Source organism: Aeromonas sp. S9(2024), from assembly GCF_041403185.1.
GTDB lineage: Bacteria > Pseudomonadota > Gammaproteobacteria > Enterobacterales > Aeromonadaceae > Aeromonas > Aeromonas enteropelogenes.
In genome coordinates, this window is the sequence record NZ_JBGLRE010000005.1 from 280,689 (window position 1) to 297,801 (window position 17,113).

17 protein-coding genes are annotated in these 17,113 nt (G+C 62.4%); 15 read left to right on the forward strand and 2 right to left on the reverse strand.

Annotation, left to right across the window (positions count from 1 at the left end; genetic code table 11):
* From ACB028_RS11115 to rpoS, 12 genes are all read left to right on the forward strand, one after another.
* On the forward strand, nucleotides 1-1,278 hold the full coding sequence (locus tag ACB028_RS11115; protein WP_042026890.1) for a mechanosensitive ion channel family protein: 1,278 nt from the start codon (nucleotides 1-3) through the stop codon (nucleotides 1,276-1,278).
* 148 nt (nucleotides 1,279-1,426) lie between these two features.
* The gene (locus ACB028_RS11120; RefSeq protein WP_371144290.1) at nucleotides 1,427-2,353 is read left to right on the forward strand and encodes a L,D-transpeptidase family protein; all 927 of its coding nucleotides are present in this window, start codon (nucleotides 1,427-1,429) and stop codon (nucleotides 2,351-2,353) included.
* A 357-nt stretch (nucleotides 2,354-2,710) separates the two neighbouring features.
* Nucleotides 2,711-4,228 carry a sodium/proline symporter PutP gene (gene putP, locus ACB028_RS11125; RefSeq protein ID WP_061476357.1) on the forward strand — a complete coding sequence of 506 codons (1,518 nt, stop codon included), beginning with the start codon at nucleotides 2,711-2,713 and terminating at the stop codon, nucleotides 4,226-4,228.
* A gap of 204 nt (nucleotides 4,229-4,432) precedes the next feature.
* Nucleotides 4,433-4,744: a cell division protein FtsB gene (gene ftsB / locus ACB028_RS11130; protein WP_371144291.1), complete on the forward strand. Its 312-nt coding sequence runs from the start codon at nucleotides 4,433-4,435 to the stop codon at nucleotides 4,742-4,744.
* Entirely contained in the window at nucleotides 4,737-5,429 is a 693-nt protein-coding gene (gene ispD, locus ACB028_RS11135) for a 2-C-methyl-D-erythritol 4-phosphate cytidylyltransferase (RefSeq protein ID WP_371144292.1), read from the forward strand. Before ftsB ends, ispD begins: the two co-directional genes overlap by 8 nt.
* 40 nt (nucleotides 5,430-5,469) lie before the next feature.
* Nucleotides 5,470-5,946, forward strand: coding sequence for a 2-C-methyl-D-erythritol 2,4-cyclodiphosphate synthase (ispF, locus tag ACB028_RS11140; RefSeq protein WP_124239531.1), 477 nt, complete (start codon nucleotides 5,470-5,472; stop codon nucleotides 5,944-5,946).
* The gene (truD, locus tag ACB028_RS11145) at nucleotides 5,946-7,004 is read left to right on the forward strand and encodes a tRNA pseudouridine(13) synthase TruD (RefSeq protein WP_371144293.1); all 1,059 of its coding nucleotides are present in this window, start codon (nucleotides 5,946-5,948) and stop codon (nucleotides 7,002-7,004) included. The genes ispF and truD overlap by 1 nt, the downstream gene beginning before the upstream one ends.
* Nucleotides 6,985-7,731, forward strand: coding sequence for a 5'/3'-nucleotidase SurE (surE, locus tag ACB028_RS11150; protein WP_042026881.1), 747 nt, complete (start codon nucleotides 6,985-6,987; stop codon nucleotides 7,729-7,731). Before truD ends, surE begins: the two co-directional genes overlap by 20 nt.
* A 4-nt stretch (nucleotides 7,732-7,735) precedes the next feature.
* Nucleotides 7,736-8,353, forward strand: a complete 618-nt coding sequence (locus ACB028_RS11155) for a protein-L-isoaspartate(D-aspartate) O-methyltransferase (protein ID WP_026456796.1) — start codon at nucleotides 7,736-7,738, stop codon at nucleotides 8,351-8,353.
* Nucleotides 8,350-8,931 (forward strand): YqaA family protein, encoded by a 582-nt coding sequence (locus tag ACB028_RS11160; protein WP_268855479.1) that lies wholly within the window; start codon nucleotides 8,350-8,352, stop codon nucleotides 8,929-8,931. The genes ACB028_RS11155 and ACB028_RS11160 overlap by 4 nt, the downstream gene beginning before the upstream one ends.
* Nucleotides 8,932-8,940: 9 nt before the next feature.
* Nucleotides 8,941-9,975 (forward strand): LysM peptidoglycan-binding domain-containing protein, encoded by a 1,035-nt coding sequence (locus ACB028_RS11165; protein WP_371144294.1) that lies wholly within the window; start codon nucleotides 8,941-8,943, stop codon nucleotides 9,973-9,975.
* 45 nt (nucleotides 9,976-10,020) lie between these two features.
* Nucleotides 10,021-11,004 carry an RNA polymerase sigma factor RpoS gene (gene rpoS, locus ACB028_RS11170; RefSeq protein WP_026456793.1) on the forward strand — a complete coding sequence of 328 codons (984 nt, stop codon included), beginning with the start codon at nucleotides 10,021-10,023 and terminating at the stop codon, nucleotides 11,002-11,004.
* 76 nt (nucleotides 11,005-11,080) lie between these two features.
* On the opposite strand, the gene ACB028_RS11175 is transcribed toward rpoS, so the two are convergent.
* Nucleotides 11,081-12,118: an alkene reductase gene (locus ACB028_RS11175; RefSeq protein ID WP_371144295.1), complete on the reverse strand. Its 1,038-nt coding sequence runs from the start codon at nucleotides 12,116-12,118 to the stop codon at nucleotides 11,081-11,083.
* Nucleotides 12,119-12,318: 200 nt separating this feature from the next.
* On the opposite strand from ACB028_RS11175, the gene ACB028_RS11180 reads away from it, so the two are divergent.
* Complete coding sequence (locus ACB028_RS11180; protein ID WP_042026876.1) at nucleotides 12,319-12,885, forward strand: TetR/AcrR family transcriptional regulator; 567 nt, start codon at nucleotides 12,319-12,321, stop codon at nucleotides 12,883-12,885.
* Between the two features lie 59 nt (nucleotides 12,886-12,944).
* Here the strand turns inward: ACB028_RS11180 and ACB028_RS11185 are convergent, their stop codons facing one another.
* Nucleotides 12,945-13,898, reverse strand: a complete 954-nt coding sequence (locus ACB028_RS11185) for a LysR family transcriptional regulator (RefSeq protein WP_371144296.1) — start codon at nucleotides 13,896-13,898, stop codon at nucleotides 12,945-12,947.
* Nucleotides 13,899-14,042: 144 nt separating this feature from the next.
* On the opposite strand from ACB028_RS11185, the gene aguA reads away from it, so the two are divergent.
* Nucleotides 14,043-15,140, forward strand: coding sequence for an agmatine deiminase (aguA, locus tag ACB028_RS11190; RefSeq protein ID WP_371144297.1), 1,098 nt, complete (start codon nucleotides 14,043-14,045; stop codon nucleotides 15,138-15,140).
* Between the two features lie 170 nt (nucleotides 15,141-15,310).
* Entirely contained in the window at nucleotides 15,311-17,014 is a 1,704-nt protein-coding gene (locus ACB028_RS11195; protein WP_371144298.1) for an amidase, read from the forward strand.
* The last annotated feature ends 99 nt before the right edge of the window (nucleotides 17,015-17,113 follow it).

The following is a 17,113-nucleotide window of genomic DNA, read 5'->3' on the forward strand; positions in this document are numbered from 1 at the left end:
ATGAAAGAAGCGTTTTTTAGCTGGCTGTCCGGTCTTGGCGTGGAGGTGACCAGCATGATGGCGCTGGTGATCGCGCTCGGCTTCATCCTGATCACCTCGTTGTTGCTGCACATGATGCTGCACCGCTTCCTGCTGGTGCGCCTGGTCGGAGTCCTCGGCAAGGCCAAACAGGTGTGGCTGCCGCCCCAGCTGCAGCAGCGGCTCTTCAACCGGCTCGCCTTTGTGCTGCAAGGGGGCGTGCTGCTCGCCCAGGCGGAGATCTGGCTGCCCGGCGGCTCCGACAGTCTGGCGCTGATCGAAGTGGTGGCCCAGCTCTGGATATTGCTGTTCCTGCTGCTCGCCTTCTTCGCCCTGCTCGACTGCGTGCTGGCAGTGAGTCGCAACACCAGCCTGGGACGGGATCTGCCCCTGCGCGGCATCTTCCAGGGCACCAAGCTGGTGGGGAGCGTGCTGGTCGGCATCCTGATGATCGCCCTGCTGCTCGGCAAATCCCCCCTCTTCCTGTTCAGCGGCCTGGGTGCCATGACTGCGGTGCTGATGCTGGTGTTCAAGGACCCCATCCTCGGCCTGGTGGCGGGGATCCAGCTCTCGGCCAACCGCATGCTGAGCGTGGGGGACTGGTTGCAGATGGATAAATACGGTGCCGATGGCGAGGTGACCGACATCGGCCTCACCACAGTCAAGGTGTCGAACTGGGACAAGACCATCACCACCATTCCCACCTATGCCCTCATCTCCGACTCGTTCAAGAACTGGCAGGGGATGACCGAATCCGGTGGTCGCCGCATCAAGCGCAGCGTCAACATCGACATGACCAGCGTGCGTTTCCTGACTGCAGATGAGCAACTGCAGCTCAAACAGGCCCAGCTGCTGGCCCCCTATCTGAGCCGCAAGGAGCAGGAGCTGAGCAGCTACAACCAGCAGCTTAGGGAGGCGATCAACTGCCCCATCAACGGCCGCCATCTCACCAACCTGGGTACCCTGCGCGCCTACCTGGATGCCTATCTCAAGGCCCATCCCGGCATTCGCAATGACATGACCCTGATGGTGCGCCAACTGGCCCCCACGTCAGATGGCCTGCCACTGGAGATCTACTGCTTCACCGCAACCACTGCCTGGGGTGAATACGAAGGGATCCAGGCCGATATTTTCGACCACATTTTTGCCATCATCGAGCAGTTTCATCTGCGGTTGCACCAGTCTCCCACAGGTTACGATATGCGCGCCTGGCAAAGCGGGGCCGTACCGGCTGACCAGAAAACCGGACAAGCGGCCTGAGCGAATATTAATCACTGACCCGTCACGACTTGTCGGTTGAAATTTGCCGGGCAGAGGAGAAGAATGGCGGCCTTCTCTTCGGCCCCAGGCATATTGCGCCTTTGGGCCAGCCCGAAGACCTCCATCAAGTCATCATCATGGGAAAGTTATGAAGCTCTTTCGCAATAGTGTGGCAACCCTCTGCTACGGCCTGCTGTTGACCGCCGCGCCTGTGTTTGCCGTTGAATATGCCCTGCCTGCCGCCAACAGCCGCCTGGTGGGGGAAAATCTGGAATACGTGGTGCCGGCCGGGGAAAACGGCCAGCCGCTGGAGGCGGTCGCCGCCAAATTCCAACTCGGGCTGACCAACATGCTCGAGGCCAACCCCAAGGCGGATCCCCTGCTGGTGCAGACCGGCGAGAAGCTGGTGATCCCGCTGCAGTTGATCCTGCCGGATGCGCCCCGTGAAGGGATTGTCATCAACGTGGCCGAGATGCGCCTCTATTACTATCCCAAGGGCAAGAAGGTGGTGGAGGTGCTGCCCATCGGCATCGGCCAGCTGGGCACCGATACACCGGAGGACTGGGTGACCAGCGTGCAGCGCAAGAAGGAGCGCCCGACCTGGACCCCAACGGCCAAGATGCACGCCGAATATGCCGCCCGTGGCGAGACCCTGCCTGCGGTCTGGCCGGCCGGTCCCGACAACCCCATGGGCCTCTATGCCCTCTACATCGGCAAGATGTACGCCATCCACGGCACCAACGCCCAGTTTGGCATCGGCTTGCGGGTGAGCCACGGTTGTGTGCGCCTGCGCAACGATGACATCGAATACCTGTTCAAGCAGGTACCGGTCGGTACCCGGGTGCAGTTCGTCAACCAACCGATCAAGGCCGCCAAAGAGCCGGATGGTCGCCGCTATCTCGAGGTGCACCAGCCGCTCTCCCGTAGCGAAGCCGAGTTCAACTCCAGCCTGCCGGCCCCGCTGCCGATCACCCCGGCGGTGACCCGCTTCATCGCCCACGCCGACAGCGATTCCCAGCTGGTCAAGCAGGCCCTGGAGCAGCGCAGCGGCATGCCGATCGCCATCAATCGCTGAAGGTAGCTGAGCGCCAACGGGCGATAAGATGATGAAAAGGGCGAGCAGCATGCTGTTCGCCCTTTTTGTTGCCTGGTGCCCTGTGACATACGGCGTCGCGAGCCCGGTCGGTGCACCGATATGCCAGCCAGATGGAGGCGTGTCTGGAGTGGGGACTGCGAGGCCACTGCCGCAATATAAAATAGTGACTTATCCCCTTGTCCTGGAGGATATGTTGATGCACAAAGGTTTTTATTGTGTTTTGTGTTTGTTAAAAATGATTGAGCTCACGGGATCTGCTGATTAAGCTATGGCGGTTTTTAAGGAAAGAGCCCGTCGGTAGAGCGGGCCGTCACGCTACATGAAACGGAGTTTTGAATGACAGCTAGCACACCCATGTTAATCACCTTCCTGGTGTACATCCTCGGGATGGTGCTGATCGGCTTTATTGCCTATCGCGCCACCCGCAACTTTGACGACTACATCCTCGGCGGCCGCCGCATGGGGAGCTGGGTGACCGCCCTCTCCGCCGGCGCTTCCGACATGAGCGGCTGGCTGCTGATGGGCCTGCCTGGCGCAGTCTTCATCAGCGGCATCTCCGAGAGCTGGATCGCCATCGGTCTGGTCATCGGCGCCTACCTCAACTGGCGCTGGGTGGCCGGCCGCCTGCGGGTGCACACCGAGAAGAACCGCAACGCCCTGACCCTGCCGGATTACTTCACCTACCGCTTCGAGGATCACAGCAAGGTGCTGCGCATCCTCTCGGCCCTGGTGATCCTGCTGTTCTTCACCATCTACTGCGCCTCCGGCGTAGTGGCCGGTGCCCGCCTGTTCGAGAGCACCTTCGGCATGGATTACAACACCGCCCTCTGGGTCGGTGCCGCAGCCACCATCACCTATACCTTCTTCGGCGGTTTCCTCGCGGTGAGCTGGACCGATACGGTGCAGGCGACCCTGATGATCTTCGCCCTGATCCTCACCCCGGTGTTCGTCATCATCGCCGTGGGCGGCATCGACAGCGCCATGGTGGAAGTGGCGGCCAAGAGCGCCAGCAACCTCGACATGTTCAAGAACCTGGACGTGATCGCCATCGTCTCCCTGATGGCCTGGGGTCTGGGCTACTTCGGTCAGCCGCACATCCTGGCGCGCTTCATGGCGGCGGACTCCCACCACTCCATGGCCAGCGCCCGTCGCATCAGCATGACCTGGATGATCTTCTGCCTGGCCGGCGCCGTGGCCATCGGCTTCTTCGGTCTGGCCTACTTCGGCCGCTTCCCGGAAGTGGCCGCCGGCGTTACCGGCAACCCGGAGCGGGTCTTCATCGAACTCTCCAAGATCCTGTTCAACCCCTGGATTGCCGGTGTGCTGCTCTCCGCCATCCTGGCGGCGGTGATGAGTACTTTGAGCTGCCAGCTGCTGGTCTGCTCCAGCGCCATCACCGAGGATCTCTACAAGCCGTTTCTGCGCAAGAACGCCTCCCAGCGCGAACTGGTGTGGGTCGGCCGCCTGATGGTGCTGGCCATTGCCTTGGTGGCCATCGCGGTCGCCATGAACCCGGAGAACCGGGTGCTGGGGCTGGTGAGCTACGCCTGGGCGGGCTTTGGTGCCGCCTTCGGCCCCGTGGTACTCTTCTCCGTGCTGTGGCCGCGCATGACCCGCAACGGCGCGCTGGCCGGCATGCTGGTCGGTGCGGTTACCGTCATCGTCTGGAAGCAGTACGGCTGGCTGGGTCTGTATGAGATCATCCCGGGCTTCGTCTTCGCCAGCATTGCCATCGTGATTGGCAGCCTGCTTGGCGAAGCACCCTCCAAGGCCATGCTGGAGCGCTTCAACGAGGCGGAAGAGGAGTTCAACACCCCGGCTGCCAGCGAAGGAGCCCCGGTCGCGGTCAACTAATCTTCGAGGCAGTCTGACGCCCCTCGGCCCCGCCCCGGTCAGGGAGTACCACTTCGGTACCCTTGTCCCGGTTTGGCGGGGCTTGTTGTTATCTGGTTCATCTTCGGACTTTTTTTATGCGCTAACCCGGGTTCCCGGGTGCTGGCTTTCTTTTGTCTTGCCACCGAATATGGGACACTAGGCCCCCTGAAGGAGACCTAGAGCATGCGCCTATTCACCCTGATCCTGCTCCTCCTGCTGGGGGGCCTGCAATATGACCTCTGGCTGGGGAAGAACGGGCTGTCCGATTACCAGAACCTGTCGGATGCGATCTCGCAACAAGAGCGGGACAACCAGGCCCTCAAGGATCGTAACGACCTCATTTACCGCGAAATAGATGATCTCACCTCGGGCCTTGAGGCCATCGAGGAGCTGTCGCGCAACGATCTGGGTTATATCAAGCAGGGGGAGACCTTCTACCGGATCATCCCCAAAGACAAAGAGACAGTACCGGACGATGAGCCCTACCATGACTGATGCAAGCCGCGCCTTCGGTCTGACGGCGATCGTACCGGCCGCCGGGATCGGCAGCCGGATGGGGGCCGACTGCCCGAAGCAGTACCTGCAGCTGGCGGGGCAGACTATTCTGGAACACACCCTGGCGCGCCTGCTCTCACATCCCGCCATCGAGCAGGTGATAGTGGCGCTGGCGCCCCATGACCCCTGGTTCGAGAGCCTGCCCGTCGCCGCCGATCCCCGTGTCATTCGGGTCGAAGGAGGCGCCGAACGCGCCTTTTCTGTTCTCAATGCCCTCCAGGTGGCCGAGGGGGAGTGGGTGCTGGTGCACGATGCTGCCCGTCCCTGCCTGACCCACGGGGATCTCGATGCCCTGATCGCCACCGCCATGGGCTGCGGCGGGGCCATCCTCGGCAGCCGGGTGCGCGATACCATGAAGCGCTCGGATGCCGCAGGCAACATCATCGCCACCGTCGAGCGTGAACAGCTGTGGCACGCCCTTACTCCGCAGATGTTCCCCACCCGCACCCTCAAGCGGGCGCTGGAAGAGGGGCTGATGCTGGGGGCCACCATTACTGACGAGGCCTCCGCCATGGAGCGGGCCGGTTTCCCGGTGCGCATGGTGGAAGGGCGCGCCGACAATATCAAGGTGACCCGGCCGGAGGATCTCTCCCTGGCCGGGCTGTTTTTAAGCCAGCAGGCATAGCCCGCGAATTCGAACAAATAGGCCCAAACAAGGAGCGCACATGATCCGGATTGGACATGGTTTTGATGTACACAAATTTGGCGGGGAAGGCCCCTGCATGCTGGGCGGGGTAGCGGTGCCGTATGAACAGGGTCTGCTGGCCCACTCCGATGGGGATGTGGTGCTGCACGCGGTGAGCGATGCCCTGCTCGGCGCCATCGGCGCCGGTGACATCGGTCGCCACTTCCCCGATACCGCCGCGCAATTCAAGGGGATCGACAGCCGCATCCTGCTGCGGGACGTCTTTGCCCGGGTGCAGCGTGCGGGTTATGCCATCGGCAACCTGGACGTGACCATCATCGCCCAGGCCCCCAAGATGGCTCCCCACATCGATGCCATGTGCGCCGTGCTGGCTGCCGATCTGCAATGTGATTTGAACCGGGTGAACGTCAAGGCGACCACCACCGAACAACTGGGATTCACGGGGCGCAAGGAAGGGATCGCCACCGAAGCCGTCGTCTTACTGGTGAAACAATAATGTTGGAACAGCTTAACTATCTGCACGGAACCCCCACCGCCCACGGCATTCTCAAGGCCGAGGCCCGCGATTTCGTGGTGATCGAGGATCTCGGGTTCGAGCCTTGCGGGGAAGGGGAGCACATCTTCGTGCGGGTGCGCAAAACCGGCGAGAACACCGCCTGGGTGGCGGGGCTGCTGGCCGATGCCGCTGGGGTTGCCCGCAATGCGGTGACCTGGGCAGGTCTGAAGGATCGCCACGCGGTGACCGAGCAGTGGTTCGGCATCCACCTGCCGGGCAAGGCCGAGCCGGACTTGTCGGTCATCGAGAGCGACAGCATCCAGATCCTGGAGGCCAAACGCCACAACCGCAAACTGCGGGTGGGCTACCTCAAGGGCAACCACTTCACCCTGCGCCTGACCGGTTTGACCCGGGCCGACGGGCTGGAGTCCCGCCTGCAGGCCATCGCCGCCCAGGGGGTGCCGAACTATTACGGCGAGCAGCGTTTTGGCCGGGAAGGCAACAACCTGGAAGCGGCCAAGGCGATGTTTGCCGGCAAGCGGATCAAGGATCGCAACAAGCGCTCCCTCTACCTCTCCGCCGCCCGCAGCATGCTGTTCAACGCTATCGTCAGCGCCCGCATCGAGCAGGGGCTGGCACACCAGCTGCTGGCCGGTGACTGCGTGATGCTGAGGGGCAGCCACTCCATCTTCAGCGAAGAGAGCGTGACCCCTGAGCTGGCAGCGCGCCTCGCCGCCGGTGACGTGCAGCTGACCGCCCCCATGTGGGGTCGTGGCCGTCTGGCGAGCCAGGGAGCGGCAGCCGAGTTTGAGCAGGGAGTGCTGGCGCCTTACGGCGACTGGTGCGAGGGGCTGGAGAAGGCCGGGCTGGATCAGGACAGGCGTCCGCTGCTGCTCAAGCCGGAACAGATGAGCTGGCAGCTGGAAGGCGATGCGCTGACCCTGTCGTTCTTCCTGCCGGCGGGTGCCTTTGCCACCAGCGTGGTGCGGGAATTAATGCAGGCCGAAGAGGCCGATCATGGTTTCAGGAAGCAGACCGATGCGAATTCTGGTCAGTAATGACGATGGTGTGCATGCAGAGGGCATTCGTGTCCTCAGCGAGGCGCTGGGCGCCTGTGGCGAAGTCATTGTGGTGGCGCCGGATCGCAACCGCAGTGGCGCCAGCCACTCCCTGACCCTGGAAGTGCCGCTGCGGGTCACCCGCATCGGCGAGACCGGGTTTCATGCGGTGAAGGGGACGCCGACCGACTGCGTCCATCTGGCAGTCAATGAGCTGGTACGGCCGGAGCCCGACATGGTGGTGGCGGGGATCAACCACGGTGCCAACCTGGGGGATGATGTCATCTACTCGGGGACTGTGGCGGCCGCCACCGAGGGGCGCCACCTGGGGTATCCCTCCATCGCCATCTCTCTGGTGGGCAAGACCCATTTCGCCACGGCAGCCCACTATGCGGCCCTGCTGGTGAAGGGGTTGATGAAGTATCCGTTGCCTGCCGACCAGATCCTCAACGTCAATGTGCCGGATCTGCCCCTCGACCAGATCAAGGGGATCAGGGTGACCCGCCTTGGCAACCGCCACCGGGCGGAGTCGGTGATTTGCACCGAGGATCCCCGTGGCCAGCCCATCTACTGGATTGGTCCTCCCGGCAGCCAGCAGGATGCAGGCGATGGCACCGACTTTGCCGCCATCGAACAGGGTTATGTCTCGATTACCCCCTTGACCATCGACATGACTGCCTACGACAGTCTGGCTGGGCTGGGTGCATGGCTAGATATGCAGGGATGAGGGTGTGATAGTTCAGCGCCTTTTAAATCAACTCATTGCACAGGATATTCGCGATTTTCGCGTGTTGGCGGCGATCGCGAAAGTGCCGCGCCAGCTGTTCGTGGACGAGGCCATGGCGCACAAGGCCTGGGATAATACCGCCCTGCCCATCGGCCACGGCCAGACCATCTCGCAACCTTACATGGTGGCGCGGATGACCGAGCTGCTGATGCAGAACAATCCGGCACACGTGCTGGAGATTGGCACTGGCTCAGGGTACCAGACGGCGATCCTCGCCCATCTGGTGGAGCATGTTTACACGGTCGAGCGGATCAAGTCGCTGCAGTTCCAGGCCAGGCGCCGTCTGCGCCAGCTCGATCTGCACAATGTCTCGGCCAAGCACGGCAACGGCTGGCTGGGTTGGCCCAGCAAAGGGCCGTTTGATGCCATTCTGGTCACCGCCGCGGCGAGCGAGATCCCCGCGGCCCTCACCGACCAGCTGGCCGAAGGGGGGCGTCTGGTGTTGCCGGTGGGCGACAAGCAGCAAACCCTGCAACTGATTGAGCGCGCCGGTTCCCAGCTGACCAGCCGGATCCTGGAACCGGTGCGCTTTGTTCCCTTGATAGATGGAGATGTTGAGTGAAGCTGTTTTCCCGTTTGTACGTGATGGTGATGCAGTGGGCGCGCCACAAATACGCCCCCTGGTATCTCTCCGTCACCGCCTTTATCGAGTCGGTGTTCTGGCCCATCCCGGTGGATGTGATGCTGGCCCCCATGGCGCTGGCCAAGCCGCACAAGGCGTGGCATTTCGCCACCCTGGCGACCCTCTTCTCCGTACTGGGTGCCCTGTTTGGCTATGCCCTGGGTTATGCCCTGTGGGATCCCGTGGTCCAGCCGCTGGTGGCCTCCGTCGGTTACGAAGGCAAGATCGCCATCGCTCGCCAGTGGTTCGAACAGTGGGGCATCTGGGTCATTTTTATTGCCAGTTTCACGCCCATCCCTTACAAGGTATTCACCGTGACCGCCGGACTGTTGCAAATGGCTCTGGTGCCCTTCATCATCACCTCGCTGATCGGGCGTGGTCTGCGCTTCTTCCTGGTAGCGGGCCTGATGCGCTGGGGCGGGGAGAAGATGGAACGCAAGCTGATGCACTATGTGGATGTGCTCGGTTGGCTCTGTATCGGTCTGGCCGTCGTGGCCTATATCTGGTTTAGTCGTTAAGGATCCATTATGCGTTCGCGTATTTGGCAAGGAAGCAGTGTGGTCATGCTCTCATGGCTGCTGCTTGCCTGCTCCTCCAGTAAAAATGCGGCTCCGGTGGATGGTGTGGGAGGCGATCCCTTTGTCTCGACCATCCCGGTTCGCCAGGCGGGGACTCCGAACCGCGCGCCCATCACGGGCAGCAGCTATGTGGTAAAGCGGGGAGATACCCTCTACTCCATCGCCTTCAATTCGGGCAATGATGTGCCGTCGCTGGCCAGCCTCAACGGCATCAGTCCTCCCTACAACATCTATCCGGGCCAGCAGCTGCGCCTCGATGCGTCCAGCTCCGGCGCCATGGCCAGCCGCAGCACCAGCACCTATCAGGTACGCCGTGGCGATACCCTGAGCAGCATTGGTCGCCAGTTCGGTACCACGCCCCAGGAGCTGGCCCAGCGCAACAATCTGAGCGCCCCCTATGCGCTGCAACCGGGCCAGGTGCTCACCGTGCAATCAGCCGCCAATACGGCTCCCCAGATGGTGGCGGCCACCAAACCTGTGACCCAGCGTCCGGCAGGGGCGAGTGGTAGTTCTGGTCAGACCACGCCGTTCGTTTCTCAGAAATCCGTTGCCGAGGCTCCACCGAAAGCATACGCTCAGGCAAAAGAACAAAAAACAACCAGCTCCCAGTCACGACTGGCATGGCACTGGCCCGCCAAAGGCCGGATTGTTGAAGGCTTCTCCGTTGCCGAACAGGGCAACAAGGGGATCGACATCGCCGGCCAGAAGGGGCAACCCGTCTACGCCGCCAGCGGCGGCAAGGTGGTGTATGCCGGTAGTGCACTGAGGGGTTATGGCAAACTGATCATCCTCAAGCATGATGATGACTATCTTTCCGCCTATGCCCACAACGACGAGTTGAAGGTTCGGGAAGGGGATAGCGTCAAGGGAGGAACAGTGATTGCCAACATGGGCAGCACGGACGCGCCGGATGTGCGATTGCATTTCGAGATCCGGTACAGAGGCAAGTCGATCAATCCGATGAGCTATTTGCCAAAGCGTTAATCCCAGAGAGTCTGTCTTACTCTGGTAACGTCAGGGAGACACACCATGAGCCAAGAACAACTGGTAATGCAGGATGCAGAATTAGAGTTTGACGCCGAATCCGAGTCTCAAGAGGTAGAGGAGTTGCAGGAGGTAGCCGCCGAGGCGGAAGAGACTATCTCCGATGAGTTGCTGGCACCTGAACTGAACAAGGTGATGGACGCCACCCAGCTCTATCTGGGGGAGATTGGCTTCTCCCCCCTCCTCACCGCCGAAGAGGAAGTCTATTACGCCCGTCGTGCCTTGCGGGGTGACAAAGCCGCCCGCAAGCGCATGATCGAGTCCAACCTGCGTCTGGTCGTCAAGATTGCCCGTCGCTACAACAACCGCGGCCTGGTGCTGCTGGATCTCATCGAAGAGGGCAACCTCGGTCTCATCCGCGCCGTCGAGAAGTTCGATCCCGAGCGCGGCTTCCGTTTCTCCACCTATGCCACCTGGTGGATCCGCCAGACCATAGAGCGGGCCATCATGAACCAGACCCGCACCATCCGTCTGCCTATCCATGTGGTGAAGGAGCTGAACGTTTACCTGCGCACCGCGCGCGAGCTCTCCCACCGTCTCGACCACGAACCGACCGCCGAGGACATCGCCCAGGCGCTGGATCGTTCGGTGGATGACGTGAATCGCATGCTCAAGCTCAACGAGAAGATCACCTCAGTGGATACCCCCATCGGCGGCGATCGCGACAAGGCGCTGCTGGATGTGCTCTCCGATGAGCGCGGCATGGGGCCCGAACTGGAATCCCAGGATGACGACATGCGCGCCAGCATAGTGCACTGGCTGGAGGAGCTGAATCCCAAGCAGCGCGAGGTGCTGGCCCGCCGTTTCGGCCTGCTCGGTTACGAGCCCGCCACCCTGGAAGACGTGGGGGCCGAGATTGGTCTGACCCGCGAGCGGGTGCGCCAGATCCAGGTGGAGGGGCTGCGCCGTCTGCGGGAGATCCTGCTGAGTCAGGGGCTCTCCATCGAGGCGCTGTTTCGCACCAACTAACTGTCGGCAATAGCAATGACACGAGGGGAGCCATGGCTCCCCTCGTTGTTATCTGCACTTTGCAGTGGCTTGCCCGTTACACCAGTTCCGCCAGCATGGTCTCGGCATAGGGCACCAGCGCCTCGCCATTCTTCACCTTGTCGAGATAGTCCGGGTTGGCGATCAGCGGTCGGCCGATGGCCACCAGATCGAAGCGCTCGGCCTTGATGGCCTGTGCCGCCGTCTCGGCGCTGTAGTTGCCAACCCCCACCAGATTGCCCTGATAGTGGCTGCGCAGGTAGTCGGAGGCGCGGCCGTCCAGATAGTCGAAGGTCAGGCTGTCATCGAAGATCCCGAGGTGGATATAAGCCAGCGTGCGCTGGTTCAGCTCGGCCAGCAGATGGTCGAACACGGCGCGATCTTCCGGGCTACCCGCCAGGTGAACATAGGCCCCCGGGGAGAGGCGCAGGCCGACCCGCTCACCACCGATGCGCGCGCTGATGGCATCCACCACCTCCAGAGCGAAGCGGCTCATGTTGGCCGGGTTGCCACCGTACTCATCGCTGCGCAGGTTGGAGGAGTGGTGCAGGAACTGGTCGATGAGGTAGCCGTTGGCGCCGTGGATCTCGACCCCGTCAAAGCCCGCCTCGATGGCGTTGGCGGCGGCCTGGACATAATCCTGCACCAGCTGGGCGATCTCGGCCAGGGTCAGGGCGCGAGGCACCTGATAGGTCAGCTCGCGCATGCGCGGCACCGTGCCTTCATGGGCAACCGCAGAGGGGGCCAGCACCTCGCCGTGGTGGAAGAAGGGGTGGGAGAGGCGACCCACATGCCACAGCTGGGCGAAGATCTTGCCACCCTTGGCGTGCACGGCGCCGGTCACCTTCTTCCAGCCCTCGATCTGGGCCTCGCTGAAAAGACCCGGGGTGTTGGGATAGCCCTGACCGTCCGGGCGAATGATAACGGCTTCCGAGATGATGAGGCCGATATCGGCGCGCCGGGCGTAGTAGGCCGCCATCTGTTCGGTCGGTACCAGGCCGGGGCCCGCCATGCAGCGAGTCAGGGGCGCCATCATGAAGCGATTGGCGAGGGTGATGGTGTCGTTGAGACGATACGGCTGAAACAGGGTGTTCATGATAGATTGTCCTGAGCGAGTTATTCTTGAATGTGCATTCAATTCGTTTTTGCGGGCGGGTGCAAGCTTTTTTTGAATGCTCGTTCAACATGGTTGGCCTTGCCCTGCTGCTGGGGTAAACTTGCCGCCCTTTGCCAAGCACTCTTGAATCGGCAGGTGTCAGCGCCCTTGCCGGTGAACCATTTCCCAGGGGAGGATCCATGCGTATTGCCGAGTTTGATCGGGACGAGGTGTTGCGAAACGCCATGGAGGCATTTCGTGCCAAGGGATATGCCAAGACCACCATGCAGGAGCTGGTGGCCGCTACCGGCCTGCACCCGGGCAGCATCTACGGCGCCTTTGGCAACAAACGCGGTCTGCTGCTGGCGGCAGTGGATCACTATGTGGAGGGCAAACGTGCCCAGCGCCGTGCGCTGCTCGACAACCCCAGCCCCCTGGCTGGGCTGGCCGCTTATCTTGAGCGGGTGGTGAGCGAGGCCCTCTGCGGGACCTGCCTGGTGACCCGTACCATGATGGAGCTGAGCGAGCAGGATGAAGAGCTGACCCAGCGGGTGAAAGTCATCTATGGCGAAATGGAGCAGGATCTGGCGGCGCAGCTGAAACAGGCCCAGGCTCTCGGTGAGCTGGCGGCCGAGCGGGATATCCCGACCCTGACCGCCTTCTTGCTGATCAACATTCAGGGCCTGGTCACCTTTGCCCAGTGCCGCCCGGATCGCCCCCTGCTCGACGGGGTCGTCACCCAGCTGATCAACGCCCTGCGAGCGTGATGAGACGCAGCAAAAAAACAATGGCTCCCCAGGGAGCCATTGTTGTTTTTAGGAGGCGGTTATCGCGGGTTCACCAGCTCTTTCATCAGATCCTTGAGCCACACCAGCGCTGGTTGCTGCGCATGCACGGGGTGCCAGACGCAGTTGAGGTGGTAATCGGGCACATCCTGTGGTAGCGGCAGGCTTTTCAGCGGCCAGTGGCTGGCAAGCAGCTCGGCCACCATGCTCGGCAGTACCAGCAGGTGATCGCTTTGGCTAACGATGGCGGCGGCGGACATATAGCTCTGGCTGTTGACCGAGATGGTGCGACTAAAGCCCAGGCTCTTGAGGTAGCGATCCAGGCTCGCCTCCGAGGTGCCGAGCGGCGAGTGGAATGCGTGGGGCATCGCGATCAGCTGCTGCAGGGTGATGCGTTCCTCCCACCTGGAGGGGTCATCCTCTGCTTCTGGGAGGGCCGATTTGGGGATGGACAGATCGGCGCGCACCAAGCCGGCCAGAGGCTCGGTGAGCCAGGTCTCTTTGCCCAGATACCCCGGTACCTGCATGTATTCGTCAAACCCCAGCACCAGATCGATCTCGCCGCTCGCCAACTCGGCTTCGGGCAAGGTGTCGCGCAGGATGCGGATCTCTATGGTAACCCCGGGCGCCAGCACCTTGAGGCGCTGGATAAGCGGCGGGATCAGCACGCACTCCACATAATCCGTGGTGCAGAGCACAAAGCGCCGTTTGGAGTGGAGTGGCTCGAACTCCTCTTCTTCACTGAGCTGTTGCTCCAGCAGCCGCAGCGCCTGCTGTACCCCCAGATGCAGCCGCTGGGCGCGCGGTGTGGGCAACATGCCCTGCGGGGTTCGCACCAGTAATGGGTCGCCGAAAAAGGTGCGCAGCCGGCCGAGGGCGTGGCTCATGGCGGGCTGGCTGATAAACAGGGTTTCGGCGGCGCGGGTGACGCTGCCTTGTGTCATCAGGGCGTCAAAGGCGAGTAGCAGATTGAGGTCGAGCTGGTGCAGTTTCATCAAGATTATTTGCAGTGTTTATGGGACAATCCATCCTATTCATTTGATGGATGGGCGTACAACTTTTTACACTGCGACCCACTCTTATTTTTCCCAGGTTCCCGTGCAAATAGGGGGGCCTCAATCCATGCAAGGAGCCTTGCGATGAGCATCAAGACCATCAACTCCACTCCGGCCGCCGACGGCTTCACCATGCCCGCCGAGTGGGCGCATCAGCAAGCTGTCTGGATGATTTGGCCGTTTCGCCCGGACAACTGGCGCGTCGCCGGCCGCTTCGCCCAGACCACCTTCGCCAAGGTAGCCGACGCCATCGGGCAAGCCACCCCGGTCTTTATGGGTGTTCCTGCCCAGTTTATGGAGCAGGCGCGCGCCGTCATGCCCGCCCACGTTACCCTGGTCGAGATGAACAGCGATGACTGCTGGGCCCGCGACACAGGCCCCACCATAGTCACCAACGCGGCCGGTGAGTGCCGTGGGGTGGACTGGGGCTTCAATGCCTGGGGCGGCCACAAGGGTGGCCTCTACTATCCGTGGGATCAGGACGAGAAAGTGGCGGCTCAGATGCTGGAACAGCACGGCATGGATCGCTACGACGCGCCGCTGATCCTGGAAGGGGGCTCCATCCACGTGGATGGCGAGGGCACCTGCATGACCACCGCCGAGTGCCTGCTCAACGAAAACCGCAATCCGGATCTCATCAAGGAGCAGATCGAAGCACACCTTCGCGATTATCTCGGCGTCACCAGCTTTATCTGGCTGGACGAGGGCGTCTATATGGACGAAACCGACGGCCATATCGACAACATGTGCTGCTTCGTGCGTCCGGGTGAAGTGGCCCTGCACTGGACCGACGACCAGACCGATCCCCAGTACGCCCGCTCCGTGGCCGCCCTCAAGGTGCTCGAGGCCGCCGTCGACGCCAAGGGTCGCAAGCTCAAAATCTGGAAGCTGCCCCAGCCGGGCCCGCTGTTCTGCACTGAGGAAGAATCCGCCGGTGTCGAGAGCGGTACCGGTGTGCCGCGCGAAGCGGAAGGCCGTCTGGCCGGCTCCTACGTGAACTTCCTTATCACCAACGATCGCATCGTCTACCCGCTGCTGGACGCCACCACAGACGGCGAGGCCCAGCGCATTCTGGAAGAGATTTTCCCGCAGCACACAGTGGTCGGCGTGCCGGCCCGCGAGATCCTGCTGGGCGGTGGCAATATCCACTGTATTACCCAGCAGATCCCCTCCGGCAAATAAGCCACGGGGAAGAGTGATAGACCAAACCCCACGCCGTGGGGTTTTATCTCTCGATAAGTGGGTGGCCGAACATAGCTAAGCAGCGGCTACCCTCGCAAGCAATCACAACGCGGTGTCTGCTCCGCTGCGCGGATATCGCCAAACCGTCACCCTTTTACAGGAGATCCCCAATGATCGAAGTGACTGAAGTTTCCATTGCCGAGCTGCGTGCCGCGCTCGAATCCGGCCGCACCACGGCGGTCGAACTGGTCAAGGCCTACCTGGCCCGCATCGAGGCTTATGATGGCCCCGAGACCGAAACCCGCCTCAACGCTGTCGTGGTGCGCAACCCCGATGCCCTGAAAGAGGCGCAAGCTTCCGATGCGCGCCGCGCCCGTGGCGAGACCCTGGGGCCGCTGGACGGCATCCCCTATACCGCCAAAGACAGCTACCTGGTCAAGGGGCTGACCGCCGCCTCCGGCAGCCCGGCGTTTAAAGATCTGGTGGCCCAGCGTGACGCCTTCACCATAGAGCGGCTGCGCGCCGCCGGTGCCATTTGCCTGGGCAAAACCAATATGCCGCCCATGGCCAACGGCGGCATGCAGCGCGGCGTCTATGGCCGCGCCGAGAGCCCCTACAACGCCGACTACCTGACAGCGCCTTTTGCCTCCGGCTCCTCCAACGGGGCCGGCACCGCCACCGCCGCTAGCTTCGCCGCCTTTGGCCTTGCCGAAGAAACCTGGTCGAGCGGCCGGGGGCCGGCCTCCAACAACGGCCTGTGCGCCTACACACCATCCCGTGGCGTCATCTCGGTGCGCGGCAACTGGCCGCTGACCCCGACCATGGACGTGGTGGTGCCCTACGCCCGCACCATGAGCGATCTCTTGGCCGTGCTGGACGTGGTGGTGGCCGACGATGCCGACACCCGTGGCGATTTGTGGCGCATGCAGCCCTGGGTCTCCATCCCCAAGGCCTCAGAGGTGCGCCCTGCCTCCTACCTGGAGCTGGCCGCCAAGCCCGATGCCCTTAAGGGCAAGCGCCTCGGCGTGCCGCGCATGTTTATCAACAAGGATGAACTGGCCGGCACCAGCGACAACCCCGGCATCGGTGGCCCGACCGGTCAGCGCATCCATACCCGCGACTCCGTGATTGCCCTCTGGGAAGATGCCCGTCAGGCGCTGGAAGCCGCTGGCGCCGAGGTCATCGAAGTGGACTTCCCGCTGGTCTCCAACTGCGAAGGGGACAGACCCGGCGCGCCGACCGTGTTTAACCGCGGCATCGTGAGCCCTGAGTTTCTCAATGACGAGCTGTGGGAGCTCTCCGGCTGGGCGTTCGACGACTTCCTGCGCGCCAACGGCGATCCCAAACTCAACAAGCTGGCCGATGTCGATGGCCCCCAGATCTTCCCCCACGATCCGGGCACCCTGCCGAACCGCGAGGGGGATCTGGCGGCCGGCATGGACGAATACGTCAATATGGCCAAGCGCGGCCTGAAATCCTGGGATGAGATCGCCACCGTGCCGGATGGCCTGCGCGGGCTTGAAAAGACCCGCAAGCTGGATCTGGAGGACTGGATGGACGGACTCAAGCTCGACGCCGTGCTGTTCCCCACCGTCGCCGACGTCGGCCCGGCCGATGCGGATGTGAATCCGGCCTCCGCCGATATCGCCTGGAGCAACGGCATTTGGGTTGCCAACGGCAACCTCGCCATTCGCCACCTCGGCGTGCCGACCGTCACCGTCCCCATGGGGGTGATGGCCGATATTGGTATGCCGGTGGGCTTGACCTTCGCCGGCCGCGCCTATGACGACAACAACCTGCTGCGCGTCGCCTCGGCCTTCGAGTCCACCGGCAGCAAGCGGATGGTGCCGCCGCGTACCCCGCCGTTGGGGTGATTGGGAGGCAGAGGCTAAGGAACCTATTGTGGTTCAGTAGTCCCAAAATAAAGCCCCACTTTGTGGGGCTTTATTTATATTTAACATGCAATGTAACTC